The 22961-nt window shown below is 48.8% G+C and carries 26 protein-coding genes and 1 pseudogene; 18 read left to right on the top strand and 9 right to left on the bottom strand.

From position 1 onward, the window contains the following. Positions 1-146: 146 nt before the first annotated feature. Complete coding sequence (locus SYK_RS01075) at positions 147-269, bottom strand: hypothetical protein (RefSeq protein WP_281761782.1); 123 nt, start codon at positions 267-269, stop codon at positions 147-149. 723 nt (positions 270-992) lie between these two features. Between SYK_RS01075 and SYK_RS01080 the strand changes: the two genes are divergently transcribed. From SYK_RS01080 to SYK_RS01110, 7 genes are read left to right on the top strand one after another with little or no spacing between them, the layout of a single operon-like run. Then, positions 993-2147, top strand: a complete 1155-nt coding sequence (locus tag SYK_RS01080; RefSeq protein WP_281761783.1) for a GGDEF domain-containing protein — start codon at positions 993-995, stop codon at positions 2145-2147. After that, positions 2144-3352 (top strand): PP2C family protein-serine/threonine phosphatase, encoded by a 1209-nt coding sequence (locus tag SYK_RS01085; protein WP_281761784.1) that lies wholly within the window; start codon positions 2144-2146, stop codon positions 3350-3352. Before SYK_RS01080 ends, SYK_RS01085 begins: the two co-directional genes overlap by 4 nt. Next, a complete protein-coding gene (locus tag SYK_RS01090) occupies positions 3333-3887 on the top strand; it encodes a SiaB family protein kinase (RefSeq protein WP_281761785.1) in 555 nt (184 codons plus the stop codon). The genes SYK_RS01085 and SYK_RS01090 overlap by 20 nt, the downstream gene beginning before the upstream one ends. Positions 3888-3897: 10 nt before the next feature. Further along, positions 3898-4284 carry a DUF1987 domain-containing protein gene (locus SYK_RS01095; RefSeq protein ID WP_281761786.1) on the top strand — a complete coding sequence of 129 codons (387 nt, stop codon included), beginning with the start codon at positions 3898-3900 and terminating at the stop codon, positions 4282-4284. Positions 4285-4294: 10 nt separating this feature from the next. Beyond that, complete coding sequence (locus SYK_RS01100; protein WP_281761787.1) at positions 4295-5275, top strand: AAA family ATPase; 981 nt, start codon at positions 4295-4297, stop codon at positions 5273-5275. Between the two features lie 6 nt (positions 5276-5281). Beyond that, positions 5282-6589: a DUF2201 family putative metallopeptidase gene (locus SYK_RS01105; protein WP_281761788.1), complete on the top strand. Its 1308-nt coding sequence runs from the start codon at positions 5282-5284 to the stop codon at positions 6587-6589. Between the two features lie 15 nt (positions 6590-6604). Continuing rightward, positions 6605-7066 (top strand): hypothetical protein, encoded by a 462-nt coding sequence (locus SYK_RS01110; RefSeq protein ID WP_281761789.1) that lies wholly within the window; start codon positions 6605-6607, stop codon positions 7064-7066. Here SYK_RS01110 and SYK_RS01115 read toward each other — a convergent pair. The 8 genes from SYK_RS01115 to SYK_RS01150 all read right to left on the bottom strand — a co-directional run bounded on the left by SYK_RS01115 (position 7063) and on the right by SYK_RS01150 (position 14845). Continuing rightward, a complete protein-coding gene (locus SYK_RS01115; protein ID WP_281761790.1) occupies positions 7063-7710 on the bottom strand; it encodes an ATP-binding cassette domain-containing protein in 648 nt (215 codons plus the stop codon). The two genes, SYK_RS01110 and SYK_RS01115, sit on opposite strands and share 4 nt — an antisense overlap. Beyond that, positions 7707-8462 (bottom strand): ABC transporter permease, encoded by a 756-nt coding sequence (locus SYK_RS01120; protein ID WP_281761791.1) that lies wholly within the window; start codon positions 8460-8462, stop codon positions 7707-7709. The genes SYK_RS01115 and SYK_RS01120 overlap by 4 nt, the downstream gene beginning before the upstream one ends. Continuing rightward, complete coding sequence (locus tag SYK_RS01125; protein ID WP_281761792.1) at positions 8459-9451, bottom strand: ABC transporter substrate-binding protein; 993 nt, start codon at positions 9449-9451, stop codon at positions 8459-8461. The genes SYK_RS01120 and SYK_RS01125 overlap by 4 nt, the downstream gene beginning before the upstream one ends. Positions 9452-9460: 9 nt before the next feature. Continuing rightward, positions 9461-11458, bottom strand: coding sequence for a TonB-dependent receptor plug domain-containing protein (locus tag SYK_RS01130; protein WP_281761793.1), 1998 nt, complete (start codon positions 11456-11458; stop codon positions 9461-9463). A 21-nt stretch (positions 11459-11479) separates the two neighbouring features. Then, the gene (locus SYK_RS01135) at positions 11480-12355 is read right to left on the bottom strand and encodes an ABC transporter substrate-binding protein (RefSeq protein WP_281761794.1); all 876 of its coding nucleotides are present in this window, start codon (positions 12353-12355) and stop codon (positions 11480-11482) included. Then, positions 12352-13110: an ATP-binding cassette domain-containing protein gene (locus SYK_RS01140; protein WP_281761795.1), complete on the bottom strand. Its 759-nt coding sequence runs from the start codon at positions 13108-13110 to the stop codon at positions 12352-12354. Before SYK_RS01140 ends, SYK_RS01135 begins: the two co-directional genes overlap by 4 nt. Continuing rightward, on the bottom strand, positions 13107-13808 hold the full coding sequence (locus tag SYK_RS01145) for a GTP-binding protein (protein ID WP_281761796.1): 702 nt from the start codon (positions 13806-13808) through the stop codon (positions 13107-13109). The genes SYK_RS01140 and SYK_RS01145 overlap by 4 nt, the downstream gene beginning before the upstream one ends. Before the next feature lie 146 nt (positions 13809-13954). Then, positions 13955-14845 (bottom strand): helix-turn-helix domain-containing protein, encoded by an 891-nt coding sequence (locus SYK_RS01150; RefSeq protein WP_281761797.1) that lies wholly within the window; start codon positions 14843-14845, stop codon positions 13955-13957. 363 nt (positions 14846-15208) lie between these two features. On the opposite strand from SYK_RS01150, the gene SYK_RS01155 reads away from it, so the two are divergent. The 11 genes and pseudogenes from SYK_RS01155 to SYK_RS01205 form a co-directional block, all read left to right on the top strand. Beyond that, positions 15209-15553, top strand: a complete 345-nt coding sequence (locus SYK_RS01155; protein WP_281761798.1) for a hypothetical protein — start codon at positions 15209-15211, stop codon at positions 15551-15553. A 334-nt stretch (positions 15554-15887) separates the two neighbouring features. Beyond that, positions 15888-16247 carry a hypothetical protein gene (locus tag SYK_RS01160; protein ID WP_281761799.1) on the top strand — a complete coding sequence of 120 codons (360 nt, stop codon included), beginning with the start codon at positions 15888-15890 and terminating at the stop codon, positions 16245-16247. Continuing rightward, positions 16248-16547 carry a DUF4198 domain-containing protein gene (locus SYK_RS01165; RefSeq protein WP_281761800.1) on the top strand — a complete coding sequence of 100 codons (300 nt, stop codon included), beginning with the start codon at positions 16248-16250 and terminating at the stop codon, positions 16545-16547. Between the two features lie 53 nt (positions 16548-16600). After that, on the top strand, positions 16601-16771 hold the full coding sequence (locus SYK_RS01170) for a hypothetical protein (protein ID WP_281761801.1): 171 nt from the start codon (positions 16601-16603) through the stop codon (positions 16769-16771). Between the two features lie 538 nt (positions 16772-17309). Continuing rightward, positions 17310-18065 carry a DUF3450 domain-containing protein gene (locus tag SYK_RS01175; RefSeq protein ID WP_281761802.1) on the top strand — a complete coding sequence of 252 codons (756 nt, stop codon included), beginning with the start codon at positions 17310-17312 and terminating at the stop codon, positions 18063-18065. Continuing rightward, positions 18062-19486, top strand: coding sequence for a MotA/TolQ/ExbB proton channel family protein (locus SYK_RS01180; protein WP_281761803.1), 1425 nt, complete (start codon positions 18062-18064; stop codon positions 19484-19486). Before SYK_RS01175 ends, SYK_RS01180 begins: the two co-directional genes overlap by 4 nt. After that, complete coding sequence (locus SYK_RS01185) at positions 19473-20093, top strand: MotA/TolQ/ExbB proton channel family protein (protein WP_281761804.1); 621 nt, start codon at positions 19473-19475, stop codon at positions 20091-20093. Before SYK_RS01180 ends, SYK_RS01185 begins: the two co-directional genes overlap by 14 nt. Positions 20094-20101: 8 nt before the next feature. Next, positions 20102-20512, top strand: a complete 411-nt coding sequence (locus SYK_RS01190; RefSeq protein WP_281761805.1) for an ExbD/TolR family protein — start codon at positions 20102-20104, stop codon at positions 20510-20512. Then, positions 20512-21171: an energy transducer TonB gene (locus SYK_RS01195; RefSeq protein ID WP_281761806.1), complete on the top strand. Its 660-nt coding sequence runs from the start codon at positions 20512-20514 to the stop codon at positions 21169-21171. Before SYK_RS01190 ends, SYK_RS01195 begins: the two co-directional genes overlap by 1 nt. Then, the gene (locus SYK_RS01200) at positions 21168-22340 is read left to right on the top strand and encodes a tetratricopeptide repeat protein (protein ID WP_281761807.1); all 1173 of its coding nucleotides are present in this window, start codon (positions 21168-21170) and stop codon (positions 22338-22340) included. Before SYK_RS01195 ends, SYK_RS01200 begins: the two co-directional genes overlap by 4 nt. Positions 22341-22447: 107 nt before the next feature. Further along, positions 22448-22812, top strand: a pseudogene (locus tag SYK_RS01205) (transposase); the annotation flags it as partial. Between the last annotated feature and the right edge of the window lie 149 nt (positions 22813-22961).

Raw genomic sequence — 22961 nt, forward strand, 5'->3', positions numbered from 1 at the left:
AGCATGGACGATTAGGCAGTGGGCGTGGTTCGCGAGACTGCGTCCACGCTCGCCATGGGCACCTCAAAGTGGCAGCCGTGGAAATGCACGGCGTAATGGCCGCGGAAAACACCCGATAGCCAAAGCAAGAGGCAACAGCGACTTGGTCAAGGCAAAGGCATGAGTGTACCTGCCGCCTTGTTGGTGTCAGTTGTCTGCTGACTGATTTTTTTGAGCGGTGCCGTGATTATGGCGATGGACATAGATGCCATGACGCTGAGAATTTCCATGGAGTCAGAATAGCCCTATGAAAATTTTAGTTCAGGAATTTGTGGGAAGGGTAACGTCTTTGAGCTGAACTAATTGCGCCTGTATTCGTTTGAAGGCCTGGCTGCATGTCCCCGTGTATGCTTGAAGCGGAGCAGGGCGCTCTTATTGTTTTTTAGAAGTTTTCGGTAATCCAAAGTGAGCGAGCAATCCATCCCTGACAGGTTGGCGCACAGAGAATCATCAGAAGTGAAGGTCCCTAGGACCATCCGTGGCGTGTAAAGCTGGAAAGCGAGCTGTTCTTCATATTTGGACGATGTCGTTTGGTCTTTAGGGTGCAAATTCCACCTTAAAGTGTGGCCAGTTTTTAAACCCACTTCTGCCACCTTTACCTACCCATTCTTATTTCACCGAATGTACCATTAATAAACTATTGATTTTGTGGTTGACAATTGAAGGCCACCTTAATATTCGTTGAAAACGATTTTCAATATCATTAATTTGCGATAGCAAGCATGGCTGTATGAGGTGTCAAATAATGATTTCAGACGGAAGTATGGAAACCGTACAGAATGATACGCAGTTAAGGATTTTTCAAAGGGTAAAGGCGCGAGTTCGCCTTGAGTCTAAGCAGATGATTAAAGTTGCATCGGTAGCAGTTCTTTTTATGGTGATAATACATGGGGCCATAATCATTATGCCGGTGAATTAATATGACCGTGATAAACAAATTATACGATTGTAGTATGGAAAAAGAAGGTTTTCAGAAAGAAGAGCGAGTACTTCATCTGGCGATGAAGTCGCTTGAACGAAACGAAAGTCAGGGCCAGAGCAGCGATCCCGCATTTACCGCATTGGTGAAAGGGTACAACAAGCTTTTGCGACAGAGTAGGCGGTTAATTTCAATGGGTGATCGGATGCAGCAGTCTCTTACTGAGGTCAATCGTAACCTTGAGATCAGTGAAGAGAGGTATCGTGGGATATTTGAAAATGTGACTGAAGGTGTATTCAGGTGTGGTTCAGCCGGTGAAATAGTTGAAGCCAACTCGGCCATGGCGGTGATGTTTGGGTATTCCAGTCCTGTAAATTTCTTGGGAGTCGTTAACAACATCCGCGATTTGTTTTGTCATGAAATTGATTTTTCTCGTTACATGAGCCTTTTGGTCTCAGGAGAGGTGCACCGTATGGAGGCCAAAGTGTCAGGCCTGGATGGTGTGGTCTTGTGGGCGGAAATAAGTGCATGCGTAATGCGTGAAGAGAGTGAAGTCATCTCGTGTGGTGGTGTTGTCGGAATACTGGCCGATGTCACCGAACGTAAGCATATGACGGAAGAGATGTGCCGTTTGGCGAGGACAGATAGCCTTACAGGGTTGTGGAATCGAGGGTACTTCATGGAGTTGGCATTGCGTGAAGTCGCTCGTAGTAAGCGAAGCAACAAGTTATCCTTATTGATTGTTGATGCAGACTACTTCAAGGGTGTCAACGACGCGTATGGTCATGATGTAGGAGATAAAGCCCTTGTCGCCATGAGTCGTGCTCTTCTTGATTCTGTTCGAGAAGTGGATGTGGTGGGGCGATTAGGTGGTGAAGAGTTCGTCGTCCTTTTGCCGGATGCCACAGCGAGCGATGCTTGTTGTGTGGCAGAACGTATACTGGAAGGGGTTCGACAAATCGTCGTTGATTCGGTTGATAATCATATATCCATGACTGTGAGTGTCGGGGTGGCTTCAATGGAAGACATTGGAGACACTTTAGATGGATTGCTCAAATTTGCTGATATTGCGCTTTACGCAGCCAAAAAAAATGGTCGCGATAGAGCGGAAGTGTATCGCCGATCAAGTTGTTCTTGCAATGTGGAGCCCCCTGTTTTTGCTGGAGAGAGCAAAGGGGACGTGAAATGAACTTAAAACTCAGTAGGATCAAAGTGAGGCTCAATTGGAGCGTGGAGCGCAAGATGATTGTCCTGCTGTTTTTACCTATCGTTGTTTTTCCACTTGTCATGTTTGTTTTGGTTCACTCTCAAAGTGCTGGGGTTACGACGAATTTTCTTGTTGGACAGGTTGTTCTTTCCATAATTCTGCTTGTGCCTTTTTCGAAGTGGATGAGCCATGTCATTGCTTTAAGGAATATTAAGGAACTCAATGAGCAATGCCAACTCCTTCAGCAAGGGAATTATGATCAGCTTAATTTGCCTGATATAGGTGCCGACGGGCATGACTTTCTTGAACTCAGAAGAAACATGCACAGGATGGGGCACGCCATTGCCATTCGAGAGCAGAAATTACAAAGAGCCATAGCAGATCTTGCGGCTGCTCATAGACAGATTGAAGAAAGTTTGGCTTGTGCCAGCCTGATACAGACTTCTTTTCTCCCTAGTCAGGTAAATTTGTATGATTATATCCCGAATCATTTTCTTGTTTGGGACCAGCGGGATACCGTGGGTGGGGATGCTTACTGGTTGAAGCGCACGGAGAAAGGTTTTTTTCTTGGGGTCATCGATTGCACCGGACACGGCGTGCCTGGGGCGTTTATGACACTTATCGTTATTTCTTTGCTGGAAAAAGCCTCGGCGGATCGGACTGTCAGTCCTGCAGCAATTCTTGGCCGAATGAATCTTCTTATTAAGGATGCGCTTGGGCAGAACGATCAGGATGCGAAATCCGACGATGGTATGGATTGCGCGTTGTGTCACGTTGATATCTCTGGTCGTTCCGTCACTTTCGCTGGTGCGAATTCTCCTCTGTATGTTTTGGGAGATGAGGGGGCCAAGTGCATCAAAGGAGAGCGTTGTGGCCTTGGATACGTCCGGTCGCCTCGGGAATTTGTTTTTACGGATGTTGTTATCCCGTTTACCGGCCGCACACGGTTTTATCTCATTTCGGATGGATATGTTGATCAGGTTGGTTTTGAGAAAGGATTTTCTTTTGGGCGGCGGCGGTTCATGTCGTTCATAGAGAAAAAGTGGGAAGCTCCGATTGCGGGGCAAGGTCATGAACTCATGCAGACATTGGGGAAGTTTCAGGGGAGCGAACCCCGTCGGGATGATGTGACTGTTTTGGGTTTTGAATTCAAAGGGGAAGATCTAAATGAGAACGAATTTATTTAAATATTACGAAGAAATGAAACAAGAAGGTGTGATTCTATATTTTAATGGTCCTGTCTCTCAGTCTATCGTGGAAGGGTTGGCCGAACTTATGCGGTCCAAAATGCGTGCAGAGGATGCGGGGATGGGGTCAGTACAGCGTGTTTTTGCTGTCTTGGTCGAGCAGATGCAAAATATCGTACGGTATTCATCCGAGCGACAAGAGGACAATATGAATCAACAAGGAGAGATCGCCCATGGTCAGATTGTCGTTGGCCGTGAGGAGAATGATCGTTTCTTCGTGGCATGTGGGAATAAGGTGAATTCTGCTGATTGTGAAGAGCTTTCAGAGTATATTCAGACGCTTCGTTCAATGAGCAAGAGTGAGTTGAAAGTTTATTACAGGGAGCGCAGGAAAGGCCCTGATTGTGTCACGAATAAAGGTGCCGGACTGGGGTTTGTCGAGATGGCGCGTAAGGCATCTTCTCCTATGGATTTCGATATTGTCCCATTGGATGGCGAGACCTCATTTTTTTCTATGAAAGTCGTGACACAATAGGAGCTTAGATATGACGAAATATTGCGTTGAGGCGACCAATTCGTCGCCACATATTCGTTTTGATCCTGATGAGATGTCCTTTGAGATCAAAGGAGAATCCTATCCGGAAAATTGCTGGGCTTTTTATAGTCCGATGTTTGAGTGGCTAGAGGGTTTCTTTGATTCCATCAATGGCGATCGTGTCGAGATTGATATGGAGATTATTTATTTTAACTCTTCCTCTTCTAAAACTTTTATGGATTTTTTTGAGATGCTTGATGGCTATGCCGAAAAGGGTAGAAATATCGTTGTGAACTGGCGATATCATGAAGAAAATGAGTCAGCCATGGAGTGCGGTGAAGAGTTTATGGGAGACGTTGAACAGATCAAATTTAACCTTGTCGAATTCGCTAATTAGCGGGGAATATATGAATCCAAAGCAAATTAAGTCTTCTTTGAAGACCCTTATTTCCTTGAAACAGCCTGTCTTTATCTGGGGAGCTCCTGGTGTCGGTAAAAGTCAGGTGATCGCACAGGTTGCAGAAGAGATGAAACGTCAATTGACTGATGTCCGTGCCGTACTGTTGGATCCCGTGGATCTTCGTGGATTGCCATCGGTAAAAAACAATGTGGCCCATTGGAGTCCCCCTTCATTCTTGCCGACAGAAGGTGAAGGCGTCCTCTTCCTTGATGAATTGAACGCTGCACCTCCATTGGTGCAGGCTGCCTGTTATCAATTGGTTCTTGATCGTAAGGTCGGTGAGTATTCATTGCCAGATGGTTGGACCGTGGTTGCAGCTGGCAACCGGGAGACTGATCGTGCAGTGACTCACCGTATGCCTTCTGCTTTGGCGAATAGATTCGTGCACCTTGATTTTTCCGTCGACGTGGACATTTGGCTTGAATGGGCCGAAGGGCAGGGGTTCTCTGAAGAAGTCCTTTCATTCATCAGGTTCAGGCCAAACCTTTTGCATAATTTTGATCCCAAACAGAATGAAAAAGCATTCCCTTCACCAAGATCATGGGAATTCGCTGCCCGTATACTTGCAGCGGCTCCGGCCCCGGAGGTGGAGTTGAGTTTGTTAAAGGGAACAGTTGGTCCGGGTGCGGCTGCTGAGTTTGAAGGATTTGTTCGTATGTTCAGGCAACTACCTGATCCAGACGTTGTCATAGACCAACCTCGCATGGCAGATGTCCCGGAAGAACCTGCAACTTTATATGCATTGTGTGAGGCTTTGGCAAAAAGAGCCGGAGAGGAAACAGCGGAGAGCATCGTTACATATGCTTCCAGATTGCCTTCGGAGTTTGGTGTCCTTTTAGTCAGAGATGCTGCGAAAAAGCATAGAGGCATCGTGGAAACACCAGCTTTTTCGAATTGGGCTACTGCAAATTCGGATGTTCTTTTTTAGGTGATCATGAATACAGCTCGAAAAAAACTCTTGAAAGCTCGTACAAATTTATTGTTGGAGCAGCCCTTTTTCGGTTCGTTGTGTTTGCGCATGGAACCGAAAGAGGATCGGCATTGTGCAACAGCTTGGACCGATGGTCGAACCCTAGGCTACAATCCTGCTTATGTCGCCGGACTGCGTGATGAGCAGGTGCAGGGGCTCATGGCGCATACGGTCATGCATCCAGCCTGTCAGCATCACACCCGGCGGAACGGGCGTAGTCACGATCTGTGGAATATGGCTTGTGACCATGCTATAAATTGGATTTTGCTGGATGCCGGTATTCAATTGCCACCCAAATATTTGGATGCCCCAGCCTTTCATGGTCTGAGTGCCGATGAAATCTATGCTGAACTTCATTCTCATAAGGCAGAAGAGGATCGTCCTTTTTTGTCGGACGGAGAAGGAGAGTCGGATGGCGAAGTGGAATGGGATGGGCTTGAAGGGAAGGCTGGAGATGGCGAAGATTTGGGAGAAGGGTCCGAATCCGGGGCCGGTGAAAGTGACGGCGATGGTTCCATGGAAGAAGGCATGGAAGGTGATGATACCGAAGAGTCAGGGAACGACCAGTCTGGTGATCCCGGAGGGAGTGGTGAAGTTCGTGACGGCGAGCGGGAACTAGAGGGTGGAGCCTCTGACGAATCCGGTACGGATGAATCGTGGGAGCTGGCTCTTGCACAAGCGGCTCAGACTGCGCGGGAGATTGGTGATCTGCCAGGGAATCTCGCACGCCTTGTGGATGATGTGTTGAATCCAAAGCTTGATTGGCAGGAATTGCTTTCGCGGTACATTTGTGACCGTGCTCGGGACGACTATAGTTGGACCCCGCCAAATAAACGTTTTTTATATCTGGATGTGATTCTTCCGTCATTGTCACATCAAAAGCTGCCCGAGGTTGTTTTGGTTTTTGATACTTCGGGTAGTGTGACCGAACCTGAGATGAATCAGTTCGCTGCGGAAGTCTCCGGCATTCTGGAATCCTTCGATACTAATATTCATGTTGTGTATTGCGATGCACAAGTCACGGGATCGGATTTTTTCGGGCGGGTTGATTTGCCATTGAATCTCGCTCCTGAAGGTGGAGGCGGTACGGACTATCGTCCAGCGTTTCAGTGGGTGGAGCAGGAAGGGATCGACCCGGTGTGCTTGGTTTACCTGACAGATTTGGAGTGCATACGTTACCCCGAGAATGAACCGGAATATCCCGTTTTATGGGCGCAAATCGGCCAAGGGGGCAAGGTTCCTCCTTTTGGCGATATTATTGACATTATTTGATGATAAGGAGGCAAGATGAAGATTGAATGGACTGTGCAAAAAAAAAGGGGCAACCATCGCCCTGTACTGAAGTATTCTATCGAATTGGAATCGTTTGAAGTGGATTTGGCCGTTCCTCATGTGGTCGTAGACGCTGCCATTGCCCGGCCACCTTCTTCTTGGCGTTCGTTTTGTTACCCAGGTGAAGATGAACGAGGTAATGGGACACTTGAATGGTATCGGCTTATGACCCCATCGCATAAAATGGGAAGAATCTCAGAATCCCTGACGCTGCCTTGGCGTGGGCAATCAAATGATTTTGTTGATGTAAAGGCCGCTTTTGAACGTCTTCGACATAGTTTTGAAACGATGTTGAAGAATGCTTATGAAAGTGCTCCTTTGCAGATTGTTGAAAATTTGGATTTGTCCGAAGGAACGCGTAAGCATATTGCCAGTGGTGTCGCATCTGCGAGAATATTGTCAGCAGTAGGATTTTAGTTTTGCATTGTGGCTGAAAGGAGTGGGCCTACGGATGTGGTGGCCCTATTGAGACAATGGGTGATTGGGGCTGTCGTGATTTGAATAGTACGGCAGTTGAACGTTTCGAGTTGGCGGGTTTGGTGGCTGACAAGCAATATGGCACTGCCGTTGGCTCGTTGATTCTCAATGAGGTGTGCGACTTTTTCTTGCCATTCTTCATCCAGAAAGGCGAATGGTTCATCAAGTAAAAGGATGAGTGGATTGATGGCAAAGGCTCGGGCCAGGCTAAGACGCCGCCGCATGCCTCCACTCATTTTCGGAGGTTTCATGTCTGGTGACAGTTCAAAGAATTTCAACCATTGTTCGGCAACGTCCCGAGTGTTTGACATGCGAGAATGCAAAACAAGTTCTATATTGCTTTGCGCCGTAAGCCAGGGGATCAATATGTCATCCTGAAATGCACATCCAATAGTTTTGCTTCCATGGTGAATTGCTCCTGAATCTGGTGTTGTCAATTTGGCACCGATTTCGAGCAGGGTTGTTTTGCCTATACCAGAGGGGCCACATAGGCAGGTTGCCTCTCCTGTGCCGATCGTTAGAGAAAAGTTGCGAATGATGGGTGTGCCGCCTATCTCTTTGGATACGTTTTTGAATTGTATCATGCTTTTTCTCGAATTTTGCCGGTGAATGTTTCTGCGGATGCTCGCAAGGGGGCGATGATCGCCAATTCCAGTGTGACGCCAAGGATAATGACAATGCAGGCCCATGCAAAGAGTCGTGGTATTTCGAGCATGCGGTAAGACCAGAATATTTGTGCGCCTATTCCTGTGGATGAACCAAGAAATTCAGCAACCGCCGTTACTTTCCAACTGGCTGCAGCCGCATAGGATATGCTGGCCAGAAGGTATGGGGCCAGGCCTGGAAGAAGTATTTTTATCAATACGTGAAAGCGTGAGATTCGATAAAGTCTGGCCATGTCGAACAGGCGTCTGTCAATGGTAAGACATCCTTGGGCAACATTGGCAAAGAGTGGTGGAAAGACTGTTGCGAAAACAACGGCCACGGGAACTGTCGAGCCTGTGCCGACCCAGACCATAAGCAATGTGATCCATACTATGGGCGGGCAGGACTGAAGGCCCGCCACCAGAGGATTTATCAGTCGCATGACCATGGGGTTGCTGCCAGCAGCAACACCGAGGATCAACGCGCAAACAAAGGCTGCTGTTAATCCGGCTACCCCTCGAGCCACAGTGATGGCGAGAGTAAGCCATGTCTGGGGTTTTAGACCCATGTGCGCCAATTCCGTGCCGACCTGCATGGGAGACGGCAGGAGGAGGTTGCCGAAAAACATGGAGCAGAGCCACCAGCTAGTGACGGCGATGATCAGTGACGCCAGAAGAGGAAGTCCTCTCACGATGCACCTCCGAAAAATGCCTCGGGAAGGCTGATGTCTTTGGCGGTCATTTTTTTGTCCGAGAAGACAATATTCAAGTAGTCGAGAATGAGGGCTTTTGATTCTCTGGCCGAACGAACTTGAATGATGTCGCGTTCAAGGGATGATAAAATCATTTGTCGGGGAATGAATTTCTCGAATTCCTTTGGAAGCGTATCCAGTCCGGTTGCGGGATTCTTTTTGAGACTGGTTTCCTGATGTTTCAGGGCCTTTTCAATCTGTTCTGCAAGCATGGGATGCTGTTTCAGGGTCTCGGTATTTACGGCGACACCAGCGATCGGAAGCATTGCGGGCTTGCCGGTGAGCAAGCCGTATTCTTCTTCAATGCTTGCCACAATGTGCAGGTGGGGAGCCTTTTTTAAAAGGACAGTGACCAACGGCTCTGGCAGGATCAATAAGTCAACTTTTTTTTGCATTGCCATGAGCGAGAGTTGTTTCGGCTCATATGGGGCATAAGAAAAGCTGGGTAGGCCATACCCTTCCAGCGCACGCATGATTGCCACGCCTGGTGAATGTGGCGGGGCTGATGCTATTTCACTTCTTTTGGAAAGTTGGGAGATGTCTTTGAAAGAACGAATATCCTCGCGACTGGAGAGAAGATAAAATTTCTTCCATCCTGTGACGCTAACCAGTCGGATTGGTGCGCCTCGCATCGCTGCCTGGGCAAAACCGTCGATATGTCCAACCCAGATGTCTCCTTTGCCGGACAGGAGTAAGCCGCGTAGGTCATCAAGATTCTTCCAATAATGTATCTCTGGTGTAAAATTGAGTTTTCCTTCTGCCAAAGCTTTCCAAAGGGGCATTTGTGGTGTGGTGGCCTGTCCTGTGGTGTAGACGGAAAGGACCGTCCGCCCCGGTGTGGGGGCGGACGGAGTGTCGTTCAGGGTCAGATGCAGGCCGCCCCAGACCGCCAGTACGATAAGTGCGGTCAAGGCGAGTATCTTTTGCAACAGGGCCTCCTAGAATGCGATTTGGTAGTTGATTGCGGCACTGATGCCAGGTTCAAGAAGTTCAACCCCACGTGAGTTGGCAAGGTAGTTCTGATATTTTTTGTCGAAGATATTGTTCACCGAAAGTGAAACGCTGTTGTCGATTTTACCCATCGTAAAATCGTAGCCGGCGGCGGTGTTGCACGTTATCCAACCGTCAGAGCGTTCGGTCCCATGGGGAACTTCACTTTGACGAAGCGCCCATGGTGTTTCCAGGCGAGCCCAGAATCCATTCCCCATGGTATACCGGATACCACCGAGACCATTGATGGGGGCTACGCTTCGCAAAGCTTCTTTGTTTTCAAGGTCACGCCCGTTGGCAAAGGCTATGTTGCCGTAGAGATCCCAGTGTTCGGCAAATCGCCAGTTTGCATCCATTTCGAGTCCGTATATGCGAGCTTTTCCCACATTTTCCATTTCATACAATGCGGCCGTTTTCTGTTTTTCTTCAATGTAGTTGTTTATATAATTTATGTATGCTGCCCCTGTGACACTCAAAGTGTTTGTTGTGTAATGTAGTCCATACTCAAAGTAGTATGAAGTCTCGGGATCCAGATTTGGGTTGCCGCGTGAAATGATGCCGGGGGCAAGATTGATGTTTTTGAAGCGCTCAAGAATGTCTGCGGCTCGATAACTGCTGGCAACTATGACAGTGTGAGACCAGTTTTTGGCAGGCGTCCATGTCAATCCTGTGTGGATGTTCCAGCCGAGGTCCTCTTCAGTTCCCTTGTCATAAATGGCATTGGCCTTGTTGGACACTTCAATGCGATCTAATCGTGCACCCAGATTGAGAGTGAAGGCCTCGTTAAGTTTCCAATCATCTTCGGCAAAAATGCCCATGGATAACATGGTCGATGTTGGCGTGGGTTTATCCTTTATGACTGGTCCAGCGACCAGATGTTTTGCCCGTTTCGAGACCATGTGCCAATTCCAGGCATCAAGACCGGTAACAATATTATGATTGCCTATTCCGAATTCTCCCTGAATTTTTCCACCAAATGTTTCGTGGTCAGCCATGGGGGAGACGTAGGCGATAGGTGGTGCCGGTTTGTCGATCCGAACTCTGCGGTCATTTTTTGTGTAATAGAGGTTGAACAGCACTTCCTGCACCACATCTGATTTTGGTGTGAACACTGTGTCCAGACTGACGAGACTGTTTTTTGAACGGGGATAGGTAATGGCTGCGTTCTGGGGCATGGTGGCAGAACCACCTGGGATACCTATGTTGTTGGCCTCAATGTTCATGGCTTGGAATCGAGTGGTGAGGAGGTCTGACCATTTTTTCTCGCCCGCGAGTCGCAGGTAAACATCTTCGTATTGACTGTTTGAGATTCGGGTGCCGTCACCTCCATAAAAGCTCTCGTGGTCGCGAATGCCCATGGAAGCTTGAATCCACAAGTCTTTCAGACTAAGGACAGCACGGCCGTATCCATCAGGTCCTTGAGGGTTGGTTGACCAGTTGAGGATGGCTTCACCTGACACGTCGCTTTCTGAAGTGAATTTTCCTTTTTTGGTGATGACATTGATGACACCGCCAGTGGACCCGGAACCATACAGTGAGCTGACGGGGCCTTTGAGGACTTCCACTCGTTCGACATCCATGGGGTTGATGAAGCCGAGACGGGCATTGATTTCCGTGGCCGTGTTAATTCTCATTCCATCAATGAGGACCACAACTGAGGAGCCCGTCAAGCCGCGAATGCTGACGTCCTGGCCCCAAGGAGAATCTCCGGTTTTCGTCAGGCCGGAAATGCGGGAAATCGAGTCTGCGATACTTGCTGTGGGGGCAAGGATGATTTCTTCTTTTTCCACAACTCCTGTGCCGCCGGGAGTTTGTGATTGCAATCTGTCGGAACCTCGCGCCGAGACAATAACTTTGTCCAGCGTGACCTCTTCGGCGTGAGCCATCGAGGCAATGCCCGCGACGAGAAGCAGGGTGAAGATGAGCGTGCCAAAATGTCGTTTCATGTGAGTAAATTCCTTTATGGGCTAGGCGGCTTGCGGTGCGCCGAGTGATATGAGTGCATCCCATCCGGGCCATTGTAGTCGGCCGTCATTTTCCGCCATTTCAGAGAACCAGGGGATACCTTCCACGACCGGAATGAGTGAACCTGTTTCAGCTAGATATGATTGATATTTATTGGAAAGAAGATAATTGAGGAGCACCATGGCTTCATCCGGGGCATCTGCCCGAACAGTCGCTATCAGAGGAACGGGCCATGCTCCTGATTTTGGCCATACCATGTGTCCATTGCCGTCACGGTAAGTTTTGCTGAAGGCAGGGATGCTGACCCCCGCAAGAAAGTCACCGGCATCCACATGTTTGTTGATGTCCAGAGGGGTGTACGTCGTGTTTTTTCCTTCGATGGCTCCGGTCGCTTTGTTGCCGTAGTTCGCAGTCATCATTGTATCGAACAGAGCCGGAAGAGGAGTGTCGTGCGGCGGAACGGCAATGGCGTTGCAGATGTCTGGGCGGCATAAATCTTCCCAGTCTTCGATGGGAGGGGTGACGCCTTTTGCCGCTGCAATTACAAATGGTACAAAGGCTATGACACGAAAGTACTGGGAAGGTTCTGCCATGCCCAATGTCGTGAGTTCCTTGCGCATGGGGGGGAGTGATCCTGATAGTTGCGCGAGTTTTCTCTGTTCCTGATGCTGAAGAAGATTATATATGAACTCGGGGTAGGCGCAGAGAGTTACACCGGGAATGTCGCCGTTCAAACCGAATTGCTTGGAGAAATCTTGCATTTCCTGATGTGTTTGCGGTGGGATAAGCTCCAGAGGGAGATCTAGGCGAGACAGATCTTGTACGGTTTTTCGGAGAATGTTTGGGGCGATAGCCAGATAGACTGAATTTGGTGTCATTGTGCGATCTCCTGTGCGTTCAGTGAATATCCCATGCGAAGGTCTTCTCTTGCTGCCATGAGAGTGTCGTCCATTTTTTTAAGGTCTTTTGCATACTCTCGTTCTTTATTGTTGGCAGAGAGAAGAGAACTCATCGCCCCGTTTTGCATGACCAGACGAGTGTCGTTCATGAGAATGAGAACGGGGTCATGTGTCGCTGATATGACGATTTTTTGATGCCCAGCCAGCATTTCAAGAGCTTTGAATTTGTGGATTCCTGCATTTTCAACTTCATCAATCAGCACGATGGGAGTCGCAGAAAGCATGGCTATGTCGGCAATCATCAATGCGCGAGATTGCCCGCCACTTAACACTTGAAGCGACATGTCTGGCGTCACAGGTTCACCGCAAAGGCTGTTGGCCATTTCAAGAAGGGGGCCTAAGAGGTGTGCGCCATCACGTCCTTTGCTTTCCGCATGCAGCAGGATGAATTCTTGAACCGTGGCATCCATGACGAAGTTGGTCTTCTGAGAAAGTGTAGCGACCATCCCTGCCGGGGATTCATAGAGAGGAACATCATTTATGAGGATGGTCCTGCCGGAGCGGGTATCGTCGAAAGCCGCTTGTTCGATGTCAGAAAGAAGTTCGCTTTTTCCGGACCCTGTAGGGCCGACCAATGCGAGAGAATCGCCGGGGTATAGGGAAACGTCCTTAATGGCTTCCGGTTGTCCTTGTTTATCGTGTCCAGCCAGTATGGTGACTTTTTCAATAATCATGCTGCGTTTTCCTCAAGCAAGAGTTTTTCGACGTTACCGGACTGGAATCGACGTCCTATGCGTGTTTCTCCGGTACAATATGAGCAGATTGAAGCGGGCATGGAATATCTGAGCTTCAACCCCTCAAGTTCATCGGCGTCTGACCATGTGTCGCAAATTCGTTTGAGATGGAGTGCCCCCGTGCCGGTCAGGCCGTTGACATGAACAACGCGAGCTGCCGGATTCACTTGAGATATCCGGTGAGCGAAAACTTCTTTTTCTGCTTGGGAAACAAGGTCACTTTTGGTCACGACGACCACGTCCGCCAGTGTCAGAGCGGGACCCATTTTGCGTGGGGCTTCCATACCTCCAAGGTTGTCGATGATGGTGATGGCCGGGATGTCAGTGACGTGTGGGGCGCAACGATAGCAAAGCCCTGCTGTTTCTATGAAGAGATAATCGGCTTTTTGTGCCTTGCCCCACTTACATGCTTCTTCAAGATTCGACACAAAGTAATGGTCGGGGCAGAGATAGTCTGACAACCCCTGTATGGCAGGGATGCCGAGGCGTTCGCGATATATCTGGTCATCTGTGGTGCTGAGTGTGTCGAACTTCACTGCTGCCGATTGCTTGCCATCTTTTGCGAGTTGTTTGATGAGGTGCAGGGTTACTACCGTCTTTCCGGCGCTGGGCGTTCCTGCAATCGTAATAAGTTTCACGGGATAGTCCTTTTATGATAATGAGTTTCTTTATCAGTCACTGGCTTTAAAAAAGCCCGACAACACGTCGGACACTGTTTGATTAGCTGTGTGGAGTGAAAAGGACCACCCGGAGACGGTCTAAAATAACCCGAAACAGGTGAAGTCTACTTTTGGGAGAAATTGGCGACAAAGAAGTTGTCTTTTCTATAGCGGGACGGGGTTACTCCATGACGTTCCTTGAATGCTGCGCTGAAATGACTGATGTTCGTGTATCCGACGCTACTCGCCACTTGGCTAATGGAGCAAGTTTCGTCGAGGAGGCGTTGGCGAGCCAGTTCTATTCGATATGTTTTGAAATAACCATAAACGGTCTGGCCGAAGAGTGCTTTGAATCCGGTTTTGAGTTTGGTCTCGTTTAATCCTACCATGATGGACAATTCCTTGAGGGTCGGAGGATTTTCTACGTCAGCAATAAGTATGTCCTTGGCGGTTTTCAGGCATTCCATTTCGTAGGAACTTAAACGTGTTTGACATGGCGTGGGGGAATGCACTGCGAGGACATGAGAGAGAAGCTCAAGAGTTTTGCTTTTGAGGAACAAAGTACGGGCGGCATGTGTGTACGGGCAGTGAGCGAGTTGTGTGGCAGCTACGAATTGATCAGGCGTCATTCGGCGGCTGTCGCAGGGGATGTGGGCGACTTCTTCTAAGACCACCTTGCGGATACTTTCTGGCAGGTGCGCACTCTCTTCGGGAAGGGCCAAGTCCAGGAAGGAGGGAGAGAGAACAATATCCAGCCATTTATGCGATTGATGAGCAGCTAGCCTTATCTGGCCGGAGTTCGCATGGAAAAAACGCATTTCAATCAGTTCTTTGTGACGGGCGAAATCTTTTTGTTCGTCAGCGCTTGAAATGCTTTCACCTTCTAAAATGAAGGAAAACCGCAGGACGGGTGTGTCAAAGGTGATTGTGTATTCTTTGGGGGTGTTGGTTGTGCATTCCCAGAAGCAAACGGCCATATCCGGCCGAAGTAAATAGGCATTGACTGGTGCATCCATGTTCGCGTTAAGGAAAGGTGAGTTTGTGTTCGCAATTTGGCGCATACAAGGATCTGCATGGGCAGTGGTGACTTTCATTTGCATATGTCCCTCTCTCAATAAGCATGACTACAAACACGCGGGTCACTGTCTTTTGTAGGTAAGTTTTAACGGTGGTATTGAAAATGAAAATCAAAGTCAAGCAGGGTGGGTGATAATTGTGAGATGGAGGTCACCGGCAGGTCGGAAGGCCTAAATTATCATGATGTATAATAACAGCCCCTTTTGAATTAGATTTCAATATTAATCCTATCCATAGTGCGACATGAGTTTGGTTTCAAAATCTCCGGCCCACGATCCAGTTGTACTTATTCCGCGAGTGAAATGTTTATTGTGATTGAAAATGGTGAACCATTTTTACGCCCAAATGAACCTCGTGAAGGGTCGAAAGTGATTTGGTTTGTAGCGGAATGTGACGTTGAAAACGGGATTAAATCGCTCGATTATGAGGGCTTTCCTCTATTTGGATATGATGTATTGGTTGCAATTAATTTTGATCGGCCAATTTTAGAAATCCAAGCTCAAATTGAAAACACCAAATATCTTGAAATATATGATAAAATTCTGAATGGCGAAAGCGGTTTGAATTTAATTTGTTGGAAATTGAGAAAATTGGAATTGAAAAGAATTTCAAAATTCCAACTCCAATTGAGACCGGCTGAATACTAAAAGTCAAGACCCGTATTGCCTGCTAAACATGCGGGTTGGCTACGCCAAGGACGAGTGGGAGGTCTACGCTTTTGGTGAAAATCTTACCAATGAGTAAAAGTTTACCGACGCCGTTGACCTTTTTTGCGGACGGAAATTGGTATGGTAACCTTATTCCCCCCCCCCCATGCGTTTTGGTTTAGGTGTCAACTTTAACATATAACGAAACAGGAGCGGGCTCGGAGTAGCTGAGCGTGATGTATAACTTCTCGTAGTTTTTTTTATAATGACGATGATTATGACTGTATTATCTTCAATAATAGTACTGTAAAAACTAATAACAATTGGAGTTAATATGAAACGTATCCTGTTTTCTCTCAGTTGCTTCATGCTGTGTTCGGCAGTGAATGCCAATGCACATTCGGTCTGGATCAATAATTTCTTTTCCGATGCCCATTTCCCGCCTCATACCATGGTTTCCATTGGGTGTGGACATACCGTGCCCATGGACGACATTCCGAATTCTCCCAATGGAAGCATCCTTCTCGACCGGTTTGAGGTGGTTGGTTTTGATCTGAAGACCGTCCAGTTACAAAAACCTTCTCCCGAGGAAAGCAAGGCCACGCTCACCAAGGCTGATTTTGACGTGTATCCCGGTGATCTCGTCGTGCAAAAAAATGTCTTGAAGAAGGATAGCAAGCAGGGCGTCTACTAGTTGAGCGCTGTTTCTAAGCCGACCTTTTATACTCAGTACATCGATAAGAAGGGGCGGCAGCGTCTTGCACTCAAGTTCCACGATCAGGTTAAGGACATCGACAAAGTGCTTATGGCCGTCAAGTTTCAGGTTTTTGCCAAATCGTACATGACTCTTGGCAAGTGGACTCAGCCTGCAGCACTTGGTCATGGTCTTGAAATTATTCCGCTGACCGATTTGAGTGACGTGCGTGTTGGCGATCTGATTAAGTTCGAGTTTTTTTCAACGGCAAGCCAGTTACTTGTTCTGCCAAGGGCGTAAACTACATTACGGCTCACAGCTCGTGCTTTGGCCAGAGCGAAGGGTTTTCTTTGATGTCCAACGTGATCGAAGGCAAGGCCCAGTTCCGCGTTCAGGGTTCTGGACAGTGGCAGATGGGTATCAATACCAAGGAAGATGTGACCAAGAACGGTCCCATGAAAGCCCTCTATGGCAAAGTAAATCAGGTTTACAACGCCGCAAGCCTGACTTTCATTGTTGAGTAGCATCTCTTCCTCTCACAGTCGGGGGCCTCTTGCCTCCGGCTTTATTTGGGAACTGAAGATAAGGCGATTTTGGGGGCATGTTGAAATTGTTCGGCCGGGACATAATGGTCTTGGTGGGCGATACCATTCATTTCATCAATCACAGTCAGTGGAATTCGAGGGTGCGGCAACTACACGGAGAGCAATCGGAGAACTTGTCTTTTTGTGAGGAGCGTTGCTTATGACGACCATGGTTCTACGTTGCATTTTTTCGCCTGTCTTGTTTCCGTGGTGAAGATATTTGTGTGCATGAGCTTCGTGGTTGGTTCAAATTTGTTTGTCGCACTGATCATTGATTTTTTTGGGCTCGTTCGAAGCCCATTGGGAAAGAAGAACAAGCGTGAGTTTGGAGGCTTTACAGTCCGGGAATTTAAGTGTAGTTGCATTGAAGTTGAAAATCATATTCATTTTCAACCAATAAAAATAGTAGCCATGCAAATTTATTTAATCGTTAAAAAAAAGAGCAATTGGCTGTTCGTATGCAGCTATGAGGTGAAATATGTTGAGAAGGATGGTGTTTGCGACAGTGGCGTTGCTCGCATTGCCCGTTTGGGCCATGAGCGCCGCCACACCGGAAGAGGTTCAGTCGAATCTTGCCAAAGCGGTGGCGGTCGAAGCGAAGGCGCAGGCGTCCTATGGCAAGTGGACGGATGCCAAGGCTGGGATAGCTGATGATATTCGCGATATGAAAGCCATGGACGAATGGCTTGAGTTTCAGTCCAACAAGTATTTGAAGTATATTGAAAAACAGAAGTCCGTGATTGCTGAACTCGAACGGCGCAAAGAAGAGGCGCAGTTGATTCGCATGCGACTCGAGCCGTTTCTTGCAGACATTGTCGACGCTCTTGAGGATTTTGTTGAGGCTGACCTGCCGTTTTTGTCGGAAGAACGGAAGAAGCGAATTTACTTTCTTCGGGCCTCACTTGATGATTATCGGTTGAGTTTGAGTGAAAAGTTGCGTCAGGTTTTCGAGGCTTTGCTTATCGAGACAGAGTACGGGCGGAATGTTGCCACCACGACACGTGAATTGGATTTGAATGGTTCTCCTACTCAGGTATCCGTGTTTCGCCTTGGGCGGACAGCCTTGTTTTACCAAGCTGCTGACGGCTCAGCCGCCGGTATTTGGGATAAGTCCTCCGCATCATGGGTATCTCTTGATCATGAATATGTTCGTACCTTGCGTCGTGCACGGGACATGGCGGAACGGAAACGTTCTGTTGAATTGCTCGAACTGCCTATAGGAGCCATGCGATGAGAACCTTGATGCTTACTCTTTTCACCATTGCGGCACTTGCCGTACCGGTTTGCGCTCAACAATGGCAGCAGGTGGCGCAGCAGGTGACAGCCACGGCCAGTCAGGCTCGTGAGGATGCACGTCAGACAGAGAGGCTTATTATACATGAGCGCAAAGGGATTATGGCTGAGAAGGGCACTTTGCAAAAGTCCATTGCCTCGAAGCAGAAACGGTTTGATGCGCTCAAAGGGCAATACGAAAACCTGCTGGAACAGGAAAAGGTGTTGCAGGATGAACTGGCCGCACAGGCTCATGAAGTCAAGACCATTGACGGCACCATTCGAACAGCGGCCAAACAGGCTCGCGATTATTTTCATGAAAGCCTGACTACCCCCGAGTTTTCAGAGCGGGAGGCCGTGTTGGCCGAGGTGCTTCAGCCTGAGAAATTCCCCGGATTGGAAGGTATCCAGAATCTGCTCGCACTTCTTATTGATGAATTGGGTGTTTCCGGTGCAGTTGTTCGCCGAACTGGTAATTTTATCGGTGTTGATGGCAAGGACAAGACTGGTGATCTTTTGCGGGTTGGTGCTTTTACCATGGCGTACCGTCTCCCTGATGGTTCGCTCGGCTTTCTGCGTCCCGGCAGCAACGGAAGCAAGCTCGTCGCCGTGCAGGGTGATCCTGGGTGGAAGTTATCCAGTCTGATGGGTGATTATTATGATGGAAAGAATTCCGTTTTTCCTGTGGACATCTCCAACGGTGCCGCTTTCACACGATTGGCTCAGGAACAGAAGGGCATCTACGAATGGTTGAGCGCGGGTGGACTTCTTGTGTGGCCTATCATTCTTGTGGGTGTTGTTGCTTTCGTGCTTGTGGTGGAGCGGTTTTATTCTCTGAGCAGGATTCGTGGTAATTCTGATCGCAATATGGTTGCGATTCTGGACATGGCGAGCAAAGGTCAGTGGAAGGAATGCCGTCAGTTCTGCCGAGATCAACCCAATTATCCCACCTGTCGTATCATCGGCCACACGCTTAAGTATATCGGGAATACTCGCGAGATCATCGAGAACGCTTTTCAGGAAGGGCTTCTTCGGGAATTGCCCATGCTGGAGCGTTTCTTGCCGACCCTGAATGTGCTTGCGGCCGTTGCGCCGCTCTTGGGGCTGCTCGGTACAGTGACCGGAATGATCAACACTTTTCAGATCATTACCGTATACGGTACCGGTGATCCGCGCATGATGTCTGGCGGAATTTCCGAGGCGCTTGTTACAACGCAGCTTGGTTTGGCCGTGGCTGTTCCCATCATGATTTTGCACCATGTGCTTGAACGGCGTGTGGATAAGATTATCGGTGATATGGAGGAGAAGGGTACTGGGTTTGCTGTGGTTCTCATGAAAAACGGCAAGATGAAGAAACGGGAGGAATTCGATGCAGCTGCATAATCTTGTTGAAAGAATGGCGGATTATTTTCAGGCGGGTGGAGACACCATGATTCCTTTGTTCGTGATCTCTTTGGTCATGTGGACTTTGGCCATCATCAAGGCGTCCCGCTTCTTGCGGGAACGGCGTAGGGAAAGTTCGCCAAAAAAATGCCTCCATTTGTTTCAGGGTGAGAGTAGCGTCTGCAAAGCCGGTTTGGCGCAGTGGCAGTGGGATATCTTGAATCAGTATATGGAACAGCGCTGCGAAGATCAGGAACTCAACCGTGATATGCTTGAGGCTATGCGTATGCGTCAGGAATTGAAGGTCATGCGCTATATCGGAACTATTTTGATTTTGGCAGCCATCGCACCCTTGCTCGGTTTGCTTGGTACGGTGGCCGGCATGATTACCACGTTCGACGTTATTTCCGAATTTGGTACGGGCAATGCGCGCGCTTTGGCTTCTGGCATTTCTGAAGCTCTGGTGACAACGCAGAGCGGGCTGGTCGTGGCTGTGCCCGGCCTGTTGCTTGGTGGTTTTTTGTTTCAGCGTGCCCAGAAATTCAAAAGTCGGATGGAATTGTTTTGCATCGGTCTGCAACAGCAGACCGATGAACCGGCACTGTAGGGGGAGGAATGAAAAGTATTCGTTACACCCGCGGGGCCAGATCACGTAAGAGCGATATCAATATGACGCCGTTGATCGACATGGTGTTTATATTGCTCATTTTTTTTATCGTGACCACGAGTTTCGTACGAGAGTCCGGTGTTGAGGTTCAACGTCCTACGGCACAGTCGGCACAGACCAAGGAGCAGGCCAATGTTTTGTTGGGACTGACCAGCGACGGGCAGATTTTTGTGGAAGGTAGGGCACTCGATATTCGATCTGTTCGAGCTTATATGGAGCGTTTTCTGGCGGAGACTCCAGATGGCTCGGTGGTTATCGTGGCTGACAAGGAGAGCATGACCGGCAATACCGTACAGGTTCTGGATCAGTGTCGTCTGGCCGGTGTCAAGAACATCAGTATTGCGGCAAGGAAACAATGATGATTGTGAGGAACAGAGGGGTCGGTGAATTTGCGGCCTCCTGCATGTGTGCTGTTCTTGTGGCTGGGCTGATCTATATTGGCGTTTTGATGCTTAACGATGCTCCAATACCTAAGGGAATGGAAGTCGTCGAAGGGGCCATTCGTCTTGCTCAGCCGCAACATGACAAGGCGGAGCCGGAGTTGAAGCGTAAAAAACTCGATGAGGTGGAACCGCCCAAGCAGTTGCCCAAGACATTTACGGCCAAGGTGAAAAGTAGACCTGCCAAGCCTATCATGCAGGTGAATACCCCAGCATTTTTTGCTGAGATGCATCCGGGGGTGTCGGGCGGGATAGCCCTTCCCTCGGGAGATTTCGGTGGCGTTGGTTTTTCCATGGGCGAAGTGGATGATACTCCTCAGGTCATGCGGAGCGTGCCGCCGGATTATCCCTATGTTGCCAAGCGAAACAGGGTTGAAGGCGAGGTTGTTGTGCGTATGTTGGTGACGGCTGAAGGCGTGCCGCAGAACCTGACCATTCACTCCTCAACCCCGGCGGGCGTCTTTGACGAGTCTGCATTGCGGGCTGCCAAGCGGTGGCGTTTCAAGCCGGGCAGATATAAAGGGCAGAGCGTGGACACCTGGGTTCTTCTTCCTTTTGTATTCGAGTTGACGCTATGATTGTAAAAAAAATTATTTTCTGCCTTCTTGCTGTCCTTTTGCTGGCGGCGGTTGCTCATGCCGCAGACCGTTTACCTCCCCTTGCTCGGCAGGCGTTGCACAAGGCGCAGGTGAACATGGATGATTCCAGATTTGAAGACGCTGCGGCTGTTTTGCGTGAATACATGGTGCAGGCCGAAGAGAGTGTGCCCGTTCAGGTTTATCTCATGCTTGGCGGCGTATATCACAAGAATCGTGACTGGAAGCGAGCATATGCAACGTTTCGCGAGGGACTGGATGCGCATCCGTCCGATTCGATGTTGACCCGAAATTGTGCTGTTTCCTGCTACGAGCTGGAGCTATATGCAGATGCTGGAAGGTTTTTCGAAAAGGCTTACAAGCTTTCGATGCCGTCCCAGCCAGTCCTACTCTTCCATGCGGGCTCAGCTTATTATAGCGGCGAAGATTTCAAGTCGGCTACGCGTATCCTGCTCAATTTGATTTTGCAGGAAAAGAAACCTGAAAAAGATTGGGTTCGTCTTGCCATTCACGCATGTCTCGAATGCGGGCAACCGAAAAAGGCCGAGTCTGTGCTGAGGAAATTCCTTGCGAGCAATCCGGGAGAGGCTCCGTATTGGGAGTTGCTCGCCAAGTTGTATTTGGATAGTGAGCGATATGAAAAGGCGGCCAGTGCCTTGGAGATATGCTATCGGGTACGAACTCCGACCACCAAGGATCTTGAACGGCTTGCATCCTTGTATACGTATTCAAATGCACCAATGCTTGCTTCAGCCACGCTCAAGCGAGCGCACTCCGGCGTTGCGGATACAAAAAAAGGAATCAAGGTTGCCTCCTTGTATGCCAGCGCAGGCAGGATCAACGAGGCCGTGCAACACCTTGCTCGGCTTGGATCTTCCTATGCCGTCGAGCGGAGTAAGGGGAATATTCTGTATAATGCCCGTCGTTTTAATGAAGCAGAAAGTGCCCTGCTGGCGGCTGTGGAACGTGATCCCAAAGCACCGGAAAGTTTGTATCTGCTCGGCATGTGCGCGTGGGAAAAGCGCGATTGGAAGGGGGCCAAAGTCATATTTTCAAAGTTGGCCGGAGACAAGTCATTTGCACGTCGAGTCAAAGCACTGCTCTCAGTGATTGATGATCTGGAGGCGACTCGAAGGGAAGCATCAATGTAGCGAAGCAGGTTGTTCGCTTTACGTACTTTGCAAGAACAGGGAATCGGCTTTGTGTCGTTTGGGAGGGAGGAACGAAGGCTTCGAAAGCAAGAGGGAATCCGTCAGGCTGGTGCATGGATATTACGTATATCCCCATGAAACGCGGTTTTCTGTACCTCGTGGCAATTATGGACAGGCATAGCCGAGCTGCATTGGCGTGGCGATTGTCGAATACAATGGATACGTATTTCTGCGTGGCAGCATTGGAAGAGGCCATAAATCGCTATGGCGCGTCAGAAATATTCAATACCGATCAAGGCTCACAGTTTACTAGTTCACGAGAGACTCTTAGGGATGCTGGCATACGCATTTTTATGGACGGTCGTGGCGGTGGATGGATAACGTCATGATCGAACGACTTTTGAAGTCTTTAAAATACGAATGTGTTTACTTGCGGGAATTGGAGACAGGAAGTGAACTGCGAAGTGCCTTGGCCTGGCCCCGCCAAGCAGCGTAACTTGTAAAACTGTCCACCTTAAAAACGCTCTTCAGTGGTCCAACAAAGTGGACCCATTTCTGATGTCGTGGGTAGCAATGGGGTAGCAAAAGAGAAAAGGGTTTATGACTTTGTCATAAACCCTT

It is taken from the genome of Pseudodesulfovibrio nedwellii (assembly GCF_027923765.1).
Lineage (GTDB): Bacteria > Desulfobacterota > Desulfovibrionia > Desulfovibrionales > Desulfovibrionaceae > Pseudodesulfovibrio > Pseudodesulfovibrio nedwellii.